Raw genomic sequence first — 16,202 nt, 5'->3', positions numbered from 1 at the left:
GGCAGAGGGTGGGGAGTTCATCGGCGCGACATCATCCCGGAGCCGAGCCGGGATCCCGTCCGGCCACGGTCGTGCGCAGGATCTCGACCCACCAGTCGAGCATCCGATCCCGCGCGGTCTCGTCGAGCCCGACGCTCCGGCGAAACTCACTGCCCAGTACCGGATCGGTGGCAACGGCCTGGTGCAATCCCGCCACCGTCAACTGGACCGCCTCGCGCGCCGGCGGCGTTCGTCCCGTGGTCGCGCAGTGCCGGCGCGCCTGGGCGTGCAGCCGGTCCACCACCTCGTCGAGCAGTCCGCTGCCGGTGTCCCGCCAACCGGACCGATGCAGCGCGAGCGCCAGTTCGGCGTAGCCGTCGGCGTACAGCGCGGCCAGCGCGTGCACCAACTCGGCGGGATCGGTCGGGCCGTCGGTCCACGCGCCCAGCACGGCGTGCAGTTCGGCCTTCAGTTTCGTCCCGCCGAATCGCAGCAGCGACTCCAGCAGTCGATCGCGCGTGCCGAAGTGGTGGTTGACCGCGGCATCGGACACCCCGACCTCGGCGGCGACGGCGCGCACCTGCACGGCGGCCGGACCGCCTGCGGCGAGCAGCCTGCTCGCCGCCTCCAGGATCATCCGCCGCGCGTCATCGGGGTTGCGTCGTACTCGGGTGGCCACCGCCCCACCCTACCTTGACCACTCAAGGTAGTCCGCCTTACCTTGACTGCTCAAGGTAAGGCGGGAGGCACCGTGCACCGACGATTCACGATTCCGACGATGGCCGAGCTGGCGGCGACCCTGGGCGTCGCGATCCACGATCCGACCCCGCCCCGCGAGATCCGCTTCTCCCGCGCGGGCTGCCGGTTGCACGCCTTGGACTGGGGCGGGACCGGCCCGCCGGTGCTCCTGCTGCACGGCGGCGGGTTGACCGCGCGCACGTGGGATTTCGTCTGCCTCGGCCTGCGCGGCGCCGCCCGGCCGGTGGCGCTCGACCTGCGCGGGCACGGCGACAGCGACTGGTCCGACGACTACCGCATCGACGTGATGGCGGCCGACGTCGTCGCCGCGGCCGACCACCTGGGCCTCGACCGGATCCGTCTGGTCGGCATGTCGCTCGGCGGCGTGGTCGCGGCCCACGTCGCCGATGCGCGGCCGGACCGGGTGGAGCGGCTGGCCCTCGTCGACGTGGCACCCGGCGTGGACTTCGACAGCACCCGGCGCGTACGGGCATTCATGGCCGGCCTCGGCCCCGTCGGCGAACTCGAATCGGTGGTCGAGGCCGCGATGCGGGTGAATCCGCGCGCCGACCCTGCGGGAGTCGCCTACCGCATGAGCACACTCTTTCGCCGTGCACCCGACGGCGGTTGGGTGCCCAAGGCCGATCCGCGCCCACCCGACTTCCCGGCCATCCTCGCGGCCATCGAACGATTGGCCGCCCGGCTGACCGCGGTTCCGGTGCTGCTGGTGCGCGGCGAACGCAGCAGGGTGCTCCCCCAGGCCACCGCCGAACGCCTGGTCGAGCGCATTCCGGACGGGCGACTGGCGGTCGTACCGCATGCGGGGCACATCGTGCAGGAGGACAATCCGGCAGCACTGATCACCGCGTTGCGCTCCTTCCTCACCCGCTGACCGCAACAACATCGCCTCGGTGTTCGAGGCACCGGGCGGGAGCCGAAGGGCGACGGCGGCCCTTCGCGGACGGGCGGACGGCGCGCCTGCGGCAGCGGCGGGAGATCGGGGGCGATGCTCGTCCTGTGTCGGTCCCCGGGCGCTTCGGTCGGATGCGCCGCATCCCTGGGGAGTCGCAAGGGGTGTTCTCCCTCGGGCGACAGGCGGATAACCGGAATGTGGCATTCGGGTTCCTCGACCGCGATTGGGTGCTCGTGGCCGGGTGATCGCGACCCGGCCGTGCCACCGCGTGAGGTCGAGCCACCGTCCCCGGTGGGTGGGGCCTCGCATGCGTCGAGGAGTTGAAGTCCCCGTGTCACCACCCCTCATGGGTGCTCGCCCGTCCCGCCACCCGGCGATGGCCGCGCTCGCCCTGACCACCCTGCTCGTGGCCGGCCTCACGTCGGTGGCGCCCGCGGCCCGGGCCGACGAGGTCCCCTCGACCGCCAAGGGGCCGCAGGTCGGCGGTCCGGCCGCCGGGCTCGTGCTCGACCGTCCCGGCGAGTCCGTCGTCACCCGGCGCGAGGTCACCCCCGTCGCGCCCGGCCTCACGCTGACCTCCTTCGACCGCATCGGCAGGGCCGGCTGGATTCGCGGGCAGGTCCTGGTCGCGGACCTGAACACCAAGGGCCTGAGCGTCGACTACCTGTCCTCCGGCAAGGTGACGACTCGTCAGACCGTGTCGGAGCAGGCCCACAACGCCGGGGCCGTCGCCGCCGTCAACGGCGACTACTTCGACATGAACGCCTCCGAAGCCCCGCTCGGCGTCGGCGTGTCCCGAAAGGAGGGCCTGATCCACGCCCCGGTCCGGGATCGGAACCAGGCCGTGACCGTGGGCACCGACGGACTCGCCCGGATGGCACAGGTGTTCCTCGAGGGCAAGGCCACCCTGCCCGACGGTCGGGAAGTGGCGCTCTCCGGCGTCAACACCCACGCGCTGCCCGAGGGCGGCGTCGGCGTCTTCACGTCGGCGTGGGGCAACGCGTCCCTGGCCAACGTGGCGGGCGGCGCGGGCAACGTGGTCGAGGTCGAGATCCGCGAGGGGCTCGTGGTCGCCGTGCGCGACCGGCTCGGCAGCGGGCCGTCGCCGCCGGCAGCACGCTGTTGATCGGCCGTGACGGCGGCGCCGACCGGCTTCGCGGCGTCCGGGCCGGCGACCGGGTCGGCGTCGGCTACCGGCCGCGTGCGTCCTTCGGCGAGGTGGCGGTGGCGGTCGGCGGCCGACAGGTCCTGGTCCGCGACGGAATCGTCGGTACGTTCGGCGACGGCGACGCCAACACGGTCGGCGGTGTCAAGGCCGAACAGGCGGTCCGGGTCGGCGACATCGACGCGAGCGCATGCACGACCACGATCCGCGGCACGAGCAGCAAGCCGCTCGCGATCACGTCGGGCATCACCTGCCTGGACCACGCGACGGTCAAGGGCCCGATCCTGATTGGGCCCGGCGCCGGTCTCGTCTCGACGGGCTCGACCGTCACCGGCCCGGTCTCCGCCCGCGAGGCACGCGCAGTGATCCTGGCCGACACCGCGGTCGGCGGGCCGGTCGCGGTCGGCGGCAGCACCGGTCCGGTCATGGTGCTGTGGTCCAGGATCGGCGGACCGCTGGACCTGACGCTCGACAAGGGCGGCACATACGTGGCGGGCAACACCGTCGGCGGCCCACTGAACTGCCGCCTCAACACACCGAACCCGACCGATGGCGGCTTCCCGAACCGAGTGAGTGGCCCCAAGGCGGGCCAGTGCAGCGCACTGTGACGCCGCCCGACCCACCGAGACATCCGCGGTAGCACGCCGGCGACGACCCGGTCGGCTCCATCGCACACCCCGCGTCCCGTACGGCCGCCTGCAACGGCCGCACGGGACGCGGTCGTTCTCCGTCGCACGTCGCAAGCCGGGCCGGCGGGTCGCGCCGGCGGGCGTCAGGCGGTGCCCGCGGCCGAGGCCGCGACGGGTGGTGGGCCCGGGTCGGGGGCGCCGCCCTCGATGGCGGCGATGATCCCGGCCGCCCAGTGCCGGGGGTGCTCGTGCCCGAGGGCCGTGGACAGCCGAATCATGCGCGCACGTCGTTCGCGCCGAGCCATCCGCAACGCCCGCCGCAGTACTCGCACGAGGTCGGTCGGCGAGCGCGGATCCGTCAGCAGCGCGCCGCGGCCGAGTTGCTCGGCCGCTCCGGCGTAGCGCGACAGCACCAGCACTCCGGAGCCGCCCGCGGCCGACTGTGCCGCCACGAACTCCTTCGCCGTGAGGTTCATCCCGTCCTGGAGCGAGGTCACCCAGAACACGTCCGCGGCGAGGTACTCGTCGAGAACCTCGACGAAGGAGAGGTTGCGCGGGAGGTATTCGACCGGTTGCCAGGTCGCGGTGCCGAACCGATCGTTGACGTCGGCGATGCGGTCTTCGAGGGCGACCCGGGTCGAGTCGTAGGCGGTGATGCCCGGTTCGGGCGGCGGGCAGACGAGTCGAAACCGAAGGCGGCCGTGCAGGGCCGGGTCGGCTGCGAGAAGGGCGGCGACGGCGGCGACCTTGCGCTCGGGGGCCTTCACGTAGTCCAGGCGCTCGACCGAAAGCACCAGCCGCCCCGCGCGGGACCGCGCGCGCGGGCCTCGGGCCCGGACCTGCGCGTCGATGGCCGCACGGTCGACGCCCAGCGGATGCACGCCCACCCGCGGCGGCGCATCGCTCTCGCCCAGGGTGGCCCGGAAGTTGGCGGCGAATGCCTCGGTCTGGAATCCGGCCCAGTCCAGCGCCGTCAGCGACGTCCGCACCTCCGCCGCGACCGGCAGCGCATCGAAGACCCGCACCGGCGGGAAGGGCGTGTGGTGAAACAGTCCCACCCGCAGATCCGGCCGCGCGGCACGCAGCAGTCCCGGCACGAGCCACAGGTTGTAGTCGTGCAGCCAGACAATCGCCCGCTCGGCGGCTCGGTCCGCGATGTGTTCGGCGAAGCGGCGGTTCACGGTGCGGTACTCGGTCCAGGCCGCGCTGTCGAAGCACATGCGTTCCGGCTGCGACATCAGCGCCGGCCACAACGTCTCCTTGCAGGCTCGGTGAAAGTACGCGGACCAGGCGGCGTGATCGAAGCGTTCCAGCGACAGGGCGGGCCGAAGACCGTGCTCCCCGACGTCCGGATCGGGCAGGTCGTCGTCGACCACCGATCCCGCGACCCACAGGGCCGAGACGTCGCGGTCGTCCCCGCGTTCGGCGCCCAGAACCGCACACAGGGTCGGCAGGATTCCGTTCGGGCTGGTCGGAGCGCGCCAACCGGTCGATGTCCACACCCGTGGTGGCCGGTGGTAGCCCACGACCAACGCGTGTTCCGGCGCCACCCAGCCCAGGTTTCGCAAGCCGGCAACGATCCCCGCCGCGCCGTGCTGCTCGGTGCGGTACACCGTCTCGTCCCCGGCCACCGCCCGACCGAGGGCGGGTTCGGCGCCACCGACCACCACGCCGTGCGCGCCGATTCCGAACATCGACAGATCGTTCAGCGAGTCGCCGGCGACCAGCACGTCCGCGGGCGCCCAACCGTGCGCGCGGGCCAGGGCCTGCATCGCGGCACCCTTGCTCGCCCTCGGCGGCAGCACGTCGAAGTACCGATCGGCCGAGTACGCCCACGAGCACCCCAACGCGGCGACCGCGGAGACGAGTTCGCCGGTCAGGTCGCCCGGACGCAGGTGAAAGGAACACCGTCCGTCCTGCGCCACCCCTTCCTGGTACCTCAAGGCCGGGAATCCGGAGAGCGCGTCACGCACCCGGGCCGCACCGGGCCAACCCTCGCGCAACCGGGACTGCACATCCATGACGGTGCTCAGGTCCCTGCCGTCGGCCACACTGGCTCCGACGTCGGCAATGATCCACCGTGGCCTGGGCACGAGCGGATCGGCGAGCACCTCGCGCACCGAGGCCAGTCCGCGACCGGTGGCGAAGACCACCGTGATCTGCGGATGACGCGAGAGAATCCCGTGCAGCCGACGGCGTTCGGCGTCCGTGCCACCCAACAACGTGCCGTCCAGATCGGTGACCAGGACTGCCATCGCGTACCCCCCGACCGACCGGATTCGCATGCCTCGAACACCGCACCCACGAACGGGTGTTGGTCGACGCACGCGAAACGCCCTCCGCCCCGGTGGGTCGGAGAGCGTGGTCGACCGACGATCAACGAACGCTAACACGTGCGGGAAACCGTGGGGAGTGCCGCGACTACCAAAGGTGAGATGTGACCTGCGCCGCTCGCACGCACCGCTCAACTCGACGACACGGGGCCGACCTTCGCAAGCCACGCGGACAAGGTGTCGGCGTCCGGGGCCCCGCTCGACCCCGGCGACGTGGCGGCCGCCGATCCACAGGCCACCGCCGCCGCCAGGCACCGGGGCAGATCCCAGTCGGCGAGAATGCCGTGTACGAAACCGGCGTTGAAGCAATCGCCGGACCCGGTGGTGTCCACGACGCGAACCGGCACGGCGGGAACGGCGAACCGGCCCTCGGCTCGCAGCGCCAACGCGCCCTGTTCGCCGCGCTTGATCAGGACCGTGCCCACCAGTTCACCCAACAACGTCGCCGCGTCGTGCGCCGTGGCGGCCCCGGTGAGGCGCCGTGCCTCGTCGAGGTTCGGCGCGAAGACGTCGACTTGGGACAGGACTTCGCGCACGGTCGCGGTCTCCAGCGTCACCGGGACGTCCTGACAGTCCATGAATATCAACGTGCCCGAATCTCGCACCACCCGCAGCGTCTCCGCGACTCCCGGGCCGTGCCGCAGTTCCGGCAATACCAGGACCTTCGGCCGATACGCTCGCACCAGTTCGTCCAGTGGTCGCGGCGTCACCGGGTCCTGGAAACTGACCATGGCCCGGTCGGCGGCATCCGAGAGCACGACCGTGACACTGCGCAACGGACCCTGGTGGTACCGGAATCCGGACTCGTCCAGCCCCACGGCCCGGGCCCCGGCCAGGACGTACCGGCTGAACTCGTCCTCGCCGAAATCGGCGGCCCAGACCACGTCGTTCCCCAGCCGGTGCAGCGCCACCGCCGGGTTGAAGGCCCCACCGGGCAACATCTCGAACCCACCCGCGAACGTCTCACGCCCCGCGGCAGGCGCGCGGGGTAGATCACGGAAGATCAGGTCGGCGAAATATGCTCCGGCAACCAGAACCTCGCAACGAACTTCCGCTATACCCATACCCGCGTCATCACTCCCGACCGGCACAACGAATGGACCCCAATCGTGCGCAGAGGATTATCGACGACCGCAGGCATCCTCGGCACCGTGGCCGTCCTGGGGGCGTGTACCGCGTCGGACTCCGAGGTCGTCTGTGCTGCGGACTGGTCGGCTCCCCTGCGGATCGACATTGCCCCCGGCCTGGCAAAGCCCTGAATCCCATCCACACGACAGCACGGCATCGCCCGGACGCACCCGCGCCGGGAGCGGGCCGGTGACCGGTTCGTGATGCCGGGCGGTCGGGGCTACCGTCGAAGTCGAGGATCGGTTCAACCCTGCGTTCGACGATCGAGAGACGGCCGGAGTGCGGATGCGTCGCAGCCGGCGGGTACGGGTGTCGTGGGCGTCCCGACTGAGCGCCGCGCCGCCTGTGGTGCGTAGGTGTCGCAGCCGTGGAACGCCCGGACCACACCCGCCGCACCGACCCGCTCCCGCCCCCGGGCCGGGGCGGCACCGACCCCCTCCGCCCCCGGACCGACACGGCCGCTTGGGCCATATGCCAGGAATGGCCGCCGGCGGCTCGGGTAGTCGTCTCGGGTCGTGGCCCAAGACCGGCAGGGAGCTGATGTGGACCCACGTACGTGGTGGCGCGAGTGGCCCGTCCGACGCCAGCTCACCGGCGCCGACCGGCTCGGACGCGGCACCGCGGCGCGTTCGGCCGCGACCGCCGACCTGCGGCCGCGGATCGCCGACGCCGATCGGGTGGTTCCGTCGGTGTGCCCGTACTGCGCGGTGGGCTGCGGGCAGCAGGTCTACGTCAAGGACGAGCGCGTCGTCCAGATCGAGGGCGACCCGGATTCGCCAGTGAGTCGGGGTCGGTTGTGCCCCAAGGGCTCGGCGACGCTCCAGCTCACCACCGGCTCGGCCCGTCGGGACAAGGTGCTCTATCGCGCCCCGTACGCGAGCGAGTGGAGCGAACTCGACCTGGACACCGCGATGCGCATGGTCGCCGATCGCGTCGTGCGCACCCGCCGGGACACGTGGCAGTGGGAAAGCGACGGCAAGCGGGTCGCCCGCACCCTGGGCATCGCGAGTCTGGGCGGCGCGACACTGGACAACGAGGAGAACTACCTGATCAAGAAGCTGTTCACCGGCCTGGGCGTGGTGCAGGTGGAGAACCAGGCCCGGGTCTGTCACAGCTCGACGGTCGCGGGGTTGGGGACCACGTTCGGTCGCGGCGGCGCGACGATGTTCATGCAGGACCTTCAGCACTCCGACTGCATCGTGATCCAGGGTTCGAACTACGCCGAGGCGCACCCGGTGGGCTTCCAGTGGGTGATGGAGGCGAAGAAGCGCGGCGCGACGGTGATCCACATCGACCCTCGGTTCACCCGTACGAGTGCGTTGGCCGATGTGCACGTGCCGATCCGGGCCGGGTCGGACATCGCCTTCCTCGGCGGCGTGATCAACCACGTGCTCACCGAGGGCAAGGACTTCCGCGAGTTCGTGCTCGCGTACACCAATGCCGCGACGCTGATCGGCGAGGATTTCCGGGACACCGAGGATCTGGCCGGGGTGTTCTCCGGCCTGGACGTGGAGAATCGTACCTACGACCAGAGTTCATGGGCCTACGAGGGCGGTCCGGTCGAGCCCGCGGTGGGCGATCGGGATGCGCGCCGCGACGACCGGACGGGCGAGCGTCGGCGGAAGGTGTCCGAGGCCGGGCGCAGCGAGACGCACGGTTCGGGTGGTGCGCCGATGCACACGAACGTGCCGCGCGACGCGACGTTGTCCCATCCGCGCTGCGTCTATCAGTTGCTCAAGCGCCATTTCGCGCGCTACACACCCGAGTTCGTCCAGGAGACGTGCGGTGTGCCCGCCGAGACGTTCCTGCGGGTGTGTCGTGCGTTGACCGAGAACTCCGGTCGCGAGCGCACCTCCGCCTTCGTGTACGCGGTGGGCTGGACGCAACATTCCGTGGGCGCGCAGTACATCCGCACGGCGTCGATCCTGCAGTTGCTGCTGGGCAATGTGGGTCGGCCCGGCGGGGGCATCCAGGCTCTGCGCGGGCATGCCAGCATCCAGGGGTCGAGCGACATCCCGACCCTGTTCGATCTGCTGCCGGGTTATCTGCCGATGCCGCACGCGCACGTGGATGAGGACCTCGACAGCTATATCGAGGCGATGGTGGCCGAGAAGGGCTACTGGGCGGACATGCGCAAGTACACGGTGAGTCTGCTCAAGGCGTATTTCGGCGACGCGGCCACGGCCGAGAACGATTTCTGCTTCGGTCATGTGCCGCGCCTGACCGGTTCGCACAGCACCTACGACACGGTGATGGCGCAGTTGGACGGGGTCTGCAAGGGCTTCTTCCTGATGGGTGAGAATCCGGCGGTGGGTTCGGCGAACGCGCGCATGCAGCGCATGGGGATGGCGGAGCTCGACTGGCTCGTGGTGCGCGATTTCTCACTGATCGAATCGGCGACGTGGTGGCGGGACGGGCCCGAGATCGAGACGGGCGAGATGCGTACCGAGGAGATCGGTACCGAGGTGTTCTTCTTCCCGGCCGCGTCGCACACCGAGAAGTCGGGCTCGTTCACCAACACCAATCGCTGGTTGCAGTGGCATCACCAGGCGGTCGAACCGAGCGGCGACGCGCGCAGCGATCTGTGGTTCGTGTACCACCTGGGCCGGCTGATCCGCGCGCAACTCGCCGACTCCACCGACCCGATGGACCGTGCGGTGCTCGATCTGACCTGGGACTATCCGACCGAGGGACGCTACGACGACCCGGCCGCGGAGGCGATCCTGGCCGAGATCAACGGCTTCGGACCCGACGGCGAACACCTGTCGGCCTACACCGAGTTGGCCGACGACGGGTCCACGTCGTGCGGCTGTTGGATCTATTGCGGGGTGTACGCGGACGGGGTCAATCAGGCCGCGCGGCGCAAGCCGCACACCGAGCAGGACTGGCTCGCGGCGGAGTGGGCGTGGGCGTGGCCGGCGAATCGGCGCATCCTGTACAACCGGGCGTCCGCGGATCCGGACGGCCGGCCGTGGAGCGAGCGCAAGGCGTTGTTGCGGTGGGACGAGCAGGCGGGGCGCTGGACCGGTCCGGATGTGCCGGACTTCCCGCCGGACAAGTCCCCGCACTACCGACCGCCGGAGGGGGCACGCGGCGCCGAGGCGCTGGCGGGCGACGATCCGTTCATCATGCAGGCGGACGGCAAGGGCTGGTTGTACGCGCCGGCCGGGCTGGTGGACGGCCCGTTGCCCACCCATTACGAGCCGCAGGACTCGCCGTTCGTGAACCCGCTCCATCCGGAGCACTCGCGCAACCCGGTCCGTCAGGTGTTCGCTCGTCGGCACAATCGGTCGCATCCCAGCGGGGACGAGCCGGGCAGCGAGGTGTTCCCGTTCGTGGTGACCACGCATCGGCTCACCGAGCATTTCACCGCCGGTGGGATGAGTCGCTGGGTGCCCTATCTGGCCGAACTGCAGCCGGAGTTCTTCTGCGAGGTGTCGCCGGAGTTGGCGGCGGAGCGCGGCCTGGAGCACATGGGGTGGGCGACGATCGTCACCGCGCGGACCGCGATCGAGGCCCGGGTGATGGTGACGCGACGGATGCGGCCGCTGACGGTGCGCGGACGCACGCTGCATCAGATCGGGTTGCCGTTCCACTGGGGCCCCAACGGGATGAGTCGGGGCGACGCGGCCAACGAGCTGGCCTCGATCACGCTCGATCCGAACGTGCACATCCAGGAGGTCAAAGCGATGAGCGCGGACATCCGACCGGGTCGGCGCCCGCGTGGGCCCGAATTGTTGCGGTTCGTCGCCGGGTATCGCCGCCGTGCGGGGATCACCGAGCGGACCGGAACGGAGGTCTGACATGGCGCAGTTCATCGGCGGGATCGGGCGCGCACCGAGGGATCCCGCGGCCGGGCCGGGGGATCCGGCGGGCACTACCGGATGGGGCGAGGCGCACCCGCCGCGAATGGGCTTCTTCACCGATACGTCGGTGTGCATCGGGTGCAAGGCGTGCGAGGTGGCGTGCAAGGAGTGGAACGCCATCCCGCAGGACGGTCTCGAACTCACCGGGATGTCCTACGACAACAGCACGGGCCTGGGTGCGAGCACGTGGCGCCACGTCGCGTTCATCGAGCAGGACCGGCCGGTGCGGGCCGCGGACGGCGATGCCTCCGCGCCGGCCGGCGATGCGATGCGCTGGCTGATGTCCTCCGACGTGTGCAAGCACTGCACGCACGCGGCGTGCCTGGACGTGTGCCCCACCGGTTCGCTGTTTCGGACCGAATTCGGCACGGTCGTGGTCCAGCAGGACATCTGCAACGGCTGCGGCTACTGCGTTCCCGCCTGTCCGTACGGCGTGATCGACCAACGTCCCGAGGACGGACGGGTGTTCAAGTGCACGATGTGTTACGACCGGCTGGGCGTGGGGGCCGAACCGGCCTGCGCGAAGGCGTGTCCGACCGAGTCGATCCGGTTCGGGCCGCTGGAGGAGTTGCGCGCGGCGGCCCGGGAGCGGGTGACCGACCTGCATGCCGACGGTGTGCCCGAGGCGCGGTTGTACGGCGAGGATCCCGCGGACGGGGTGGGCGGTGACGGGGCGTTCTTCCTGCTCCTGGACGAGCCCGAGGTCTACGGTCTGCCGCCGGATCCGGTGGTGACCACGCGCGATCTGCCCGCGATGTGGCGGCACGCGGGTGCGGCGGCGCTCACCCTGGCGGCCGGGGTCGCGGCCGCGTTCGTGTCCCGGGGAGGACGGCGATGACGCGCGGTGAGACGCGGATGGTCCCCGAGGTCGAGACCACGTCGTACTACGGGCGACCGATCGTCAAGGCACCGGTGTGGGCGGCGACCGACATCGCCGGCTACGTCTTCCTGGGTGGTCTGGCGGGCGCGTCCTCGCTGCTGGCGGCGGGCGCGCAGGCGACCGGACGCCCGGCGCTCGCGCGGGTGGGCAAGGTCGCGGCGCTGGGCGGGATCTCGCTGTCGGCCGTCGCCCTCGTGCACGACCTGGGTCGGCCGGAACGCTTCGCGAACATGCTGCGCGTGTTCAAGCCGACGTCGCCGATGAGCATGGGCTCGTGGCTGCTCGCGGCGTACGGTCCCGCCGCCGGGGTCGCCGCGGTCACCGACGTGTGCGGCCTGCTCCCCCGGGTCGGGCGCACCGCGACCGCCGGCGCGGCCCTGCTCGGCCCGGCCGTCGCCACCTACACCGCGGTCCTGTTCGCGGACACCGCCGTACCGGCGTGGCACGAGGGCCACCGCGAACTTCCGTTCGTCTTCGCCGGATCGGCCGCGAGCGCGGCGTCCGGCCTGGCCCTGCTCGCCACCCCGCCCGGCCAGGCGGGTCCGGCCCGGCGCACCGCGGTCGGCGGCGCGGTCGTGGACCTGGTCGCGGCGCGCCGGATGCGGGCCCGCATGGGCGTGGTCGCCGAAACGTACCGCCGGGGCCGGGCCGGGCGGTTGATCCGGGCCGCCGAGGTGTTGACCGCTGCCGGGGCACTCGGCGCGGCCGTGTCCGGTGCCCGGACGGTCGGGCCCACCGCACGCCGGATCACCGCCGCCGCCTCGGGCGCGGCGCTGCTCGCGGGCTCGGTGTGCACGCGCTTCGGCGTCTTCGCCGCGGGCATGGCCTCGGCCCGGGACCCCAGGTACACGGTGATCCCCCAACGCGAACGCCTCGCGGCCCGCACCTGAACCGCCCGGGGCGGGGGTGCGGGTCGCGGGACGACACGGTTGTTCAGCCGCCTTCCAGGGCCTTGGCCAGGTCCGTCCGCAATGCGCGGAGCACGAAGGGGCGTGCGTCGTCGAGGAGGAAGTGCCCTCCGGGAAAGCGCCGGACGAGGGGTGGCGACGTCGGCGGGCCGACCCGGGCCCACTCGGGCAGTCTCGCCTCGGCGACCAGGTCGTCCTCCTGTCCGGCGTATACGGCGATCGGGCAGGTGAGGGGCGCGCCCGGCACGTGGGTGTAGGTCTCGGCGATCGTGTAGTCGGCGCGCAGGCGCGGCAGGATCGCCCGCAGCAGTTCGGTTTCCTCGGGGCCGGCCGCCGCGCTGCCGCCGAGTCGGGCGATCTCGGCCAGGAATTCGTCGTCGGGCCACCGGTGGCGGTCGCGGGCACGTTCGCCGGTTCGCCAGGGGGCTTCGCTGCCGGACACGATCAGGAGCGCGGGTGGCCGGCCGCGCGCGCTCAGGCGCCGGGCGGTTTCGTACGCGGTGATCGCGCCGAGGCTGTGGCCGAAGAGCGCGTACGGCAGGGCGGGCCCGGTCCGCATGTGCTCGGCCAGCCCGTCCGCCGCCGCGTCCGCCAGGGTGCTCATGTCGGCCGGTACGAGTTCGTCGGGCCTGGTGTCGCGGCCGGGCAGGACGACGGGGCGGGCGTCGAACTCGGGGCGCAGGTCCGCCGTCCAGCCGGCGTACGTGCCGCTTGCGCCTCCGGCGTGCGGAAAGCAGTACAACCGTGCCCGGCAGTCCGGATCGGGCTCGGGCATGGGCAGGATCCAGCGATTGCTCTCAGGCATCGGCGTCTCCCGCCGTCGTCGTGTCGTGGGGCTGCTTTGATCGTGCGGACACCGCGGCGACGGTCGGTGCGGCGAGGAAGTTCTCCAGGTCGATGTCGATGCCCAGTTCGCGGCGCGCCCGCGCGACGAAGCGGGCGGCGTGCAGCGAACTTCCGCCGGCGGCGAAGAAGTCGTCGGTCGGTGCGACGTGCTCGACGCCGAGCACACGTGCGGCCAGGGCGGACAGCGCGCGTTCGCCCTCGTCACCCTCGCCGCCCCGGTCCGGTGCGGCCCGCCGCGCCGCCAGGTTCGGCAGCGCGCGGCGGTCGATCTTGCCGTTCGTCTCCAGTGGGATCGCGTCGAGCGCGCCGATTCCGGAGGGGAGCATGTACTCGGGCAGGCGCTCGCGCAGATGGGCACGGAGCCGGCCTTCGTCGAACTCGACGCCCTCGGCGGGGACCACGTGCGCTTCGATGCGTCCGTCGATCACGTTCAGGACGGCCGTGCGCACGTGCGGGTGGGCCTCCAGGGCGTCCTGGATCTCGCCGGGTTCGATCCGGTGGCCGCGGATCTTGACCTGGTGGTCGGAGCGGCCGAGGAACTCCAACGCGCCGTCGCGGCGCAGGATCACCACGTCACCGGTGCGATAGAGCCTGCCGCCGGGGGTGTGCGCGAAGGGATCCGGGGCGAAACGTTCGGCGGTGGGACCGGGCCTGGCGCGGTAGCCCCGGGCGAGTCCGGCGCCGGCGACGTGGAGTTCCCCGGGGTAGCCGATGGGCACCGGCATGCCGTACTCGTCGAGGACGTGCACGCGGACGTTGTCGATGGGCGTGCCGATCGGTATCGGTCCTTCGGGGTCCGTGCGGCGGCAATGCCAGTGGGTGACGTCGATGGTGCATTCGCTGGGTCCGTAGAAGTTGTGCAGTTCGATCCCGGTGGTCGCGGCGTGAAAACGGGCGACCAATTCCGGGGAGAGCGCCTCGCCTCCGCTGAAGACGTAGCGCAGGCCCGGGAGATCGGCGAGCGCCGGTTCGCGTTCCTCCACCAGCAGGTCCAGCAGTGAGGGCACGCAGGCCAGCACGGTGACGCCCGTCGCGGCCGACTCGGCGAGCAGGGCGTGCGGGTCGCGCGTGGCCTTGGGCGGGGCCACCACCAGCCGGGCGCCGGAGATCAGCGGCGCGAAGATTTCCCAGACCGAGATGTCGAAGCTGAGCGAGGTGTGTTGCAGGATCGCGTCGTCCGCGGTGAGCGGAAACCTCCGGGCGTCCCAGAGCAGTCGGTTCACCAGGTTGCGGTGCTCGATCTCGACGCCCTTGGGAGTCCCGGTGGATCCCGAGGTGTAGATGACGTATGCGAGGTGGGCCGCGGTGACGGCACTGTCGGGCGGTGTGTGCGGAGCCCGGTCGATGCGGTCTCGGAGGTGGTCCATGAACAGGATCGGCACGTGCGTGGCGGGGAGCCAGTCGCGCATCCACGCGCGGGTCAGCAGCAGGACGGCCGCGCTGTCCTCGAGCAGGAAGGCGATGCGGGCCGGGGGGTATTCGGGGTCGATGGGCACGTAGGCGCCGCCGGCCTTGAGCACGGCCAGGATCGCCACGATCGCGTCGAGGTCGCGGTCCAGGCAGACCCCGACGGGGGTGTCCGGGCCGACACCGTGTTCGCGCAGGACGTGCGCGAGCCGGTTGGCGCGTTCGTTCAACTCTCGATAGTCCGAGGTCGTGCCGCCGAACCGGACCGCCGGGCGGTCCGGGTACCGGGCCGCGGCCTGTTCGAACAGTCCGTGCACGGTCGCGTCACCGGGGCGGGCGACCGCGGTGTCCTCGACCGCGTGCGGCTCACGCCGCCGGGCCGATGCGACGGGGTCGGCGGGTACGGGCGGGCCGACCACGCGGGGGCGGCGCGGGGGCTCCGCCGATGGGTGTTCGCCGACCTGCGGCCACGAGGGCTGTGCGGGGGTCTCGGCGAGGAAGCGGCGATAGCACCGGGTCGCGGTCTGCTCCTCCGCGAGTCCCGCGGCGCCGTGCACGTGCAGGCCGTGGGTGACACAGTCGCGGACCAGGGGGCGAAGCGCCGCCATGATCGCCTCGGCGCGGCCGAGCACACCCGCGGCGTCGTCGGGATCCTCCTCCAGGCACAGGAGTTGCTCGCCGATCGCCAGGCGCAGTCCTTCCAGTCGGGCGCGTCCGGCGGCGAGCGGAACGGCCACGCTCTGGTAGCGGCCGATGGGGCGGCCGAACTGGTCTCGTTGCCGGGCCCGGGAGAGCCCGGCGGTCACCGCGACGGCGCCGATCCCGAGCAGGTGGGCGGCCCGGAGCAGGACCGCCCGGGCCCACAGGGTTCCCGCGTCGGCGCAGGTTCCCGGCGGGGGTTCCCCGAGCGCGTGCGCTCGCGGGGCGACCGCCCACAGGTCACCGGCAAGACCCGCGTGCGCCCGGCCGACCAGGTCTCCGCGCGCGATCGTGCGCAGCCGGGTGGGGCCTTCGGGGAGCAGGAGCAGGTCGGGTACCCGGTGCAGCAGGTACCCGATCGACCCGTCCGCGCCGGTGGCGCGGGGGTGGGTCGGTGGGCAGATCGCCACCCGGGGGCACGCGTCACCCGTCGGCATCGGGGTGTGTGGGCGGGCCGGCGTGGTCGCGACCAGGACGGGGTCCATCGCCTCGCCGGGGAGCAGGGCGCGGCCCAGGCTCTCGGCGAGCAGCGCCGCCTCCGGGCCGCCCAGGCCGAGGCCGCCGTCCCGGGCGCTCACGAGCAGGTCGTGCCAGCCGTTGCGGTGCAGTTGCGCTCGCGCCTGCTCCGGGGCGTCGTCGCCGACGCAGTGCTGCCAGGCGGTGTCGAAGTCGCGGACGAGCCGCCGCTGCCACGCGGTGCGGACGAACATC

11 protein-coding genes are annotated in these 16,202 nt (G+C 72.0%); 6 read left to right on the top strand and 5 right to left on the bottom strand.

The annotated features are described in order from the left end of the window. Positions 1-31: 31 nt before the first annotated feature. Positions 32-658, bottom strand: coding sequence for a TetR family transcriptional regulator (locus tag ACZOOI_RS41735; protein ID WP_465282041.1), 627 nt, complete (start codon positions 656-658; stop codon positions 32-34). A gap of 99 nt (positions 659-757) precedes the next feature. Between ACZOOI_RS41735 and ACZOOI_RS41730 the strand changes: the two genes are divergently transcribed. The 3 genes from ACZOOI_RS41730 to ACZOOI_RS41720 all read left to right on the top strand — a co-directional run bounded on the left by ACZOOI_RS41730 (position 758) and on the right by ACZOOI_RS41720 (position 3,403). Beyond that, positions 758-1,609, top strand: coding sequence for an alpha/beta fold hydrolase (locus ACZOOI_RS41730; RefSeq protein WP_465282040.1), 852 nt, complete (start codon positions 758-760; stop codon positions 1,607-1,609). Between the two features lie 352 nt (positions 1,610-1,961). Continuing rightward, positions 1,962-2,756, top strand: a complete 795-nt coding sequence (locus tag ACZOOI_RS41725) for a hypothetical protein (RefSeq protein ID WP_465282039.1) — start codon at positions 1,962-1,964, stop codon at positions 2,754-2,756. Further along, a complete protein-coding gene (locus tag ACZOOI_RS41720; RefSeq protein WP_465282038.1) occupies positions 2,753-3,403 on the top strand; it encodes a hypothetical protein in 651 nt (216 codons plus the stop codon). Before ACZOOI_RS41725 ends, ACZOOI_RS41720 begins: the two co-directional genes overlap by 4 nt. A 164-nt stretch (positions 3,404-3,567) precedes the next feature. Here the strand turns inward: ACZOOI_RS41720 and ACZOOI_RS41715 are convergent, their stop codons facing one another. Beyond that, the gene (locus tag ACZOOI_RS41715; RefSeq protein WP_465282037.1) at positions 3,568-5,679 is read right to left on the bottom strand and encodes a trehalose-6-phosphate synthase; all 2,112 of its coding nucleotides are present in this window, start codon (positions 5,677-5,679) and stop codon (positions 3,568-3,570) included. Between the two features lie 209 nt (positions 5,680-5,888). Then, positions 5,889-6,821 (bottom strand): carbohydrate kinase family protein, encoded by a 933-nt coding sequence (locus tag ACZOOI_RS41710; RefSeq protein ID WP_465282036.1) that lies wholly within the window; start codon positions 6,819-6,821, stop codon positions 5,889-5,891. A gap of 606 nt (positions 6,822-7,427) precedes the next feature. Here ACZOOI_RS41710 and fdh point away from each other — a divergent pair. Genes fdh through nrfD form a run of 3 tightly spaced genes read left to right on the top strand, consistent with a single transcriptional unit; the run spans position 7,428 to position 12,521 of the window. Continuing rightward, entirely contained in the window at positions 7,428-10,688 is a 3,261-nt protein-coding gene (fdh, locus tag ACZOOI_RS41705) for a formate dehydrogenase (protein WP_465282035.1), read from the top strand. 1 nt (position 10,689) lies between these two features. Further along, positions 10,690-11,589, top strand: a complete 900-nt coding sequence (locus ACZOOI_RS41700; RefSeq protein WP_465282034.1) for a 4Fe-4S dicluster domain-containing protein — start codon at positions 10,690-10,692, stop codon at positions 11,587-11,589. Beyond that, positions 11,586-12,521, top strand: a complete 936-nt coding sequence (gene nrfD / locus ACZOOI_RS41695) for an NrfD/PsrC family molybdoenzyme membrane anchor subunit (RefSeq protein WP_465282033.1) — start codon at positions 11,586-11,588, stop codon at positions 12,519-12,521. Before ACZOOI_RS41700 ends, nrfD begins: the two co-directional genes overlap by 4 nt. Before the next feature lie 43 nt (positions 12,522-12,564). On the opposite strand, the gene ACZOOI_RS41690 is transcribed toward nrfD, so the two are convergent. Then, a complete protein-coding gene (locus ACZOOI_RS41690; RefSeq protein ID WP_465282032.1) occupies positions 12,565-13,344 on the bottom strand; it encodes a thioesterase II family protein in 780 nt (259 codons plus the stop codon). After that, entirely contained in the window at positions 13,337-16,201 is a 2,865-nt protein-coding gene (locus ACZOOI_RS41685; protein WP_465282031.1) for an amino acid adenylation domain-containing protein, read from the bottom strand. The genes ACZOOI_RS41690 and ACZOOI_RS41685 overlap by 8 nt, the downstream gene beginning before the upstream one ends. Position 16,202 lies beyond the last annotated feature (1 nt).

This window comes from Embleya sp. L77 (assembly GCF_055557415.1).
The sequence above is the reverse complement of the archived record's forward strand: the minus strand, read 5'-3'. Positions and strand labels throughout refer to the sequence as shown.

Excerpts from the sequence above, each read along its gene's own strand:
- ACZOOI_RS41730 (WP_465282040.1), top strand. The coding sequence starts at position 758 with ATGGCCGAGCTGGCGGCGACCCTGGGCGTCGCGATCCACGATCCGACC.
- ACZOOI_RS41715 (WP_465282037.1), bottom strand. The coding sequence starts at position 5,679 with ATGGCAGTCCTGGTCACCGATCTGGACGGCACGTTGTTGGGTGGCACG.
- ACZOOI_RS41710 (WP_465282036.1), bottom strand. The coding sequence starts at position 6,821 with ATGGGTATAGCGGAAGTTCGTTGCGAGGTTCTGGTTGCCGGAGCATAT.
- ACZOOI_RS41700 (WP_465282034.1), top strand. The coding sequence starts at position 10,690 with ATGGCGCAGTTCATCGGCGGGATCGGGCGCGCACCGAGGGATCCCGCG.
- nrfD (WP_465282033.1), top strand. The coding sequence starts at position 11,586 with ATGACGCGCGGTGAGACGCGGATGGTCCCCGAGGTCGAGACCACGTCG.
- ACZOOI_RS41690 (WP_465282032.1), bottom strand. The coding sequence starts at position 13,344 with ATGCCTGAGAGCAATCGCTGGATCCTGCCCATGCCCGAGCCCGATCCG.
- ACZOOI_RS41685 (WP_465282031.1), bottom strand. The coding sequence starts at position 16,201 with ATGTTCGTCCGCACCGCGTGGCAGCGGCGGCTCGTCCGCGACTTCGAC.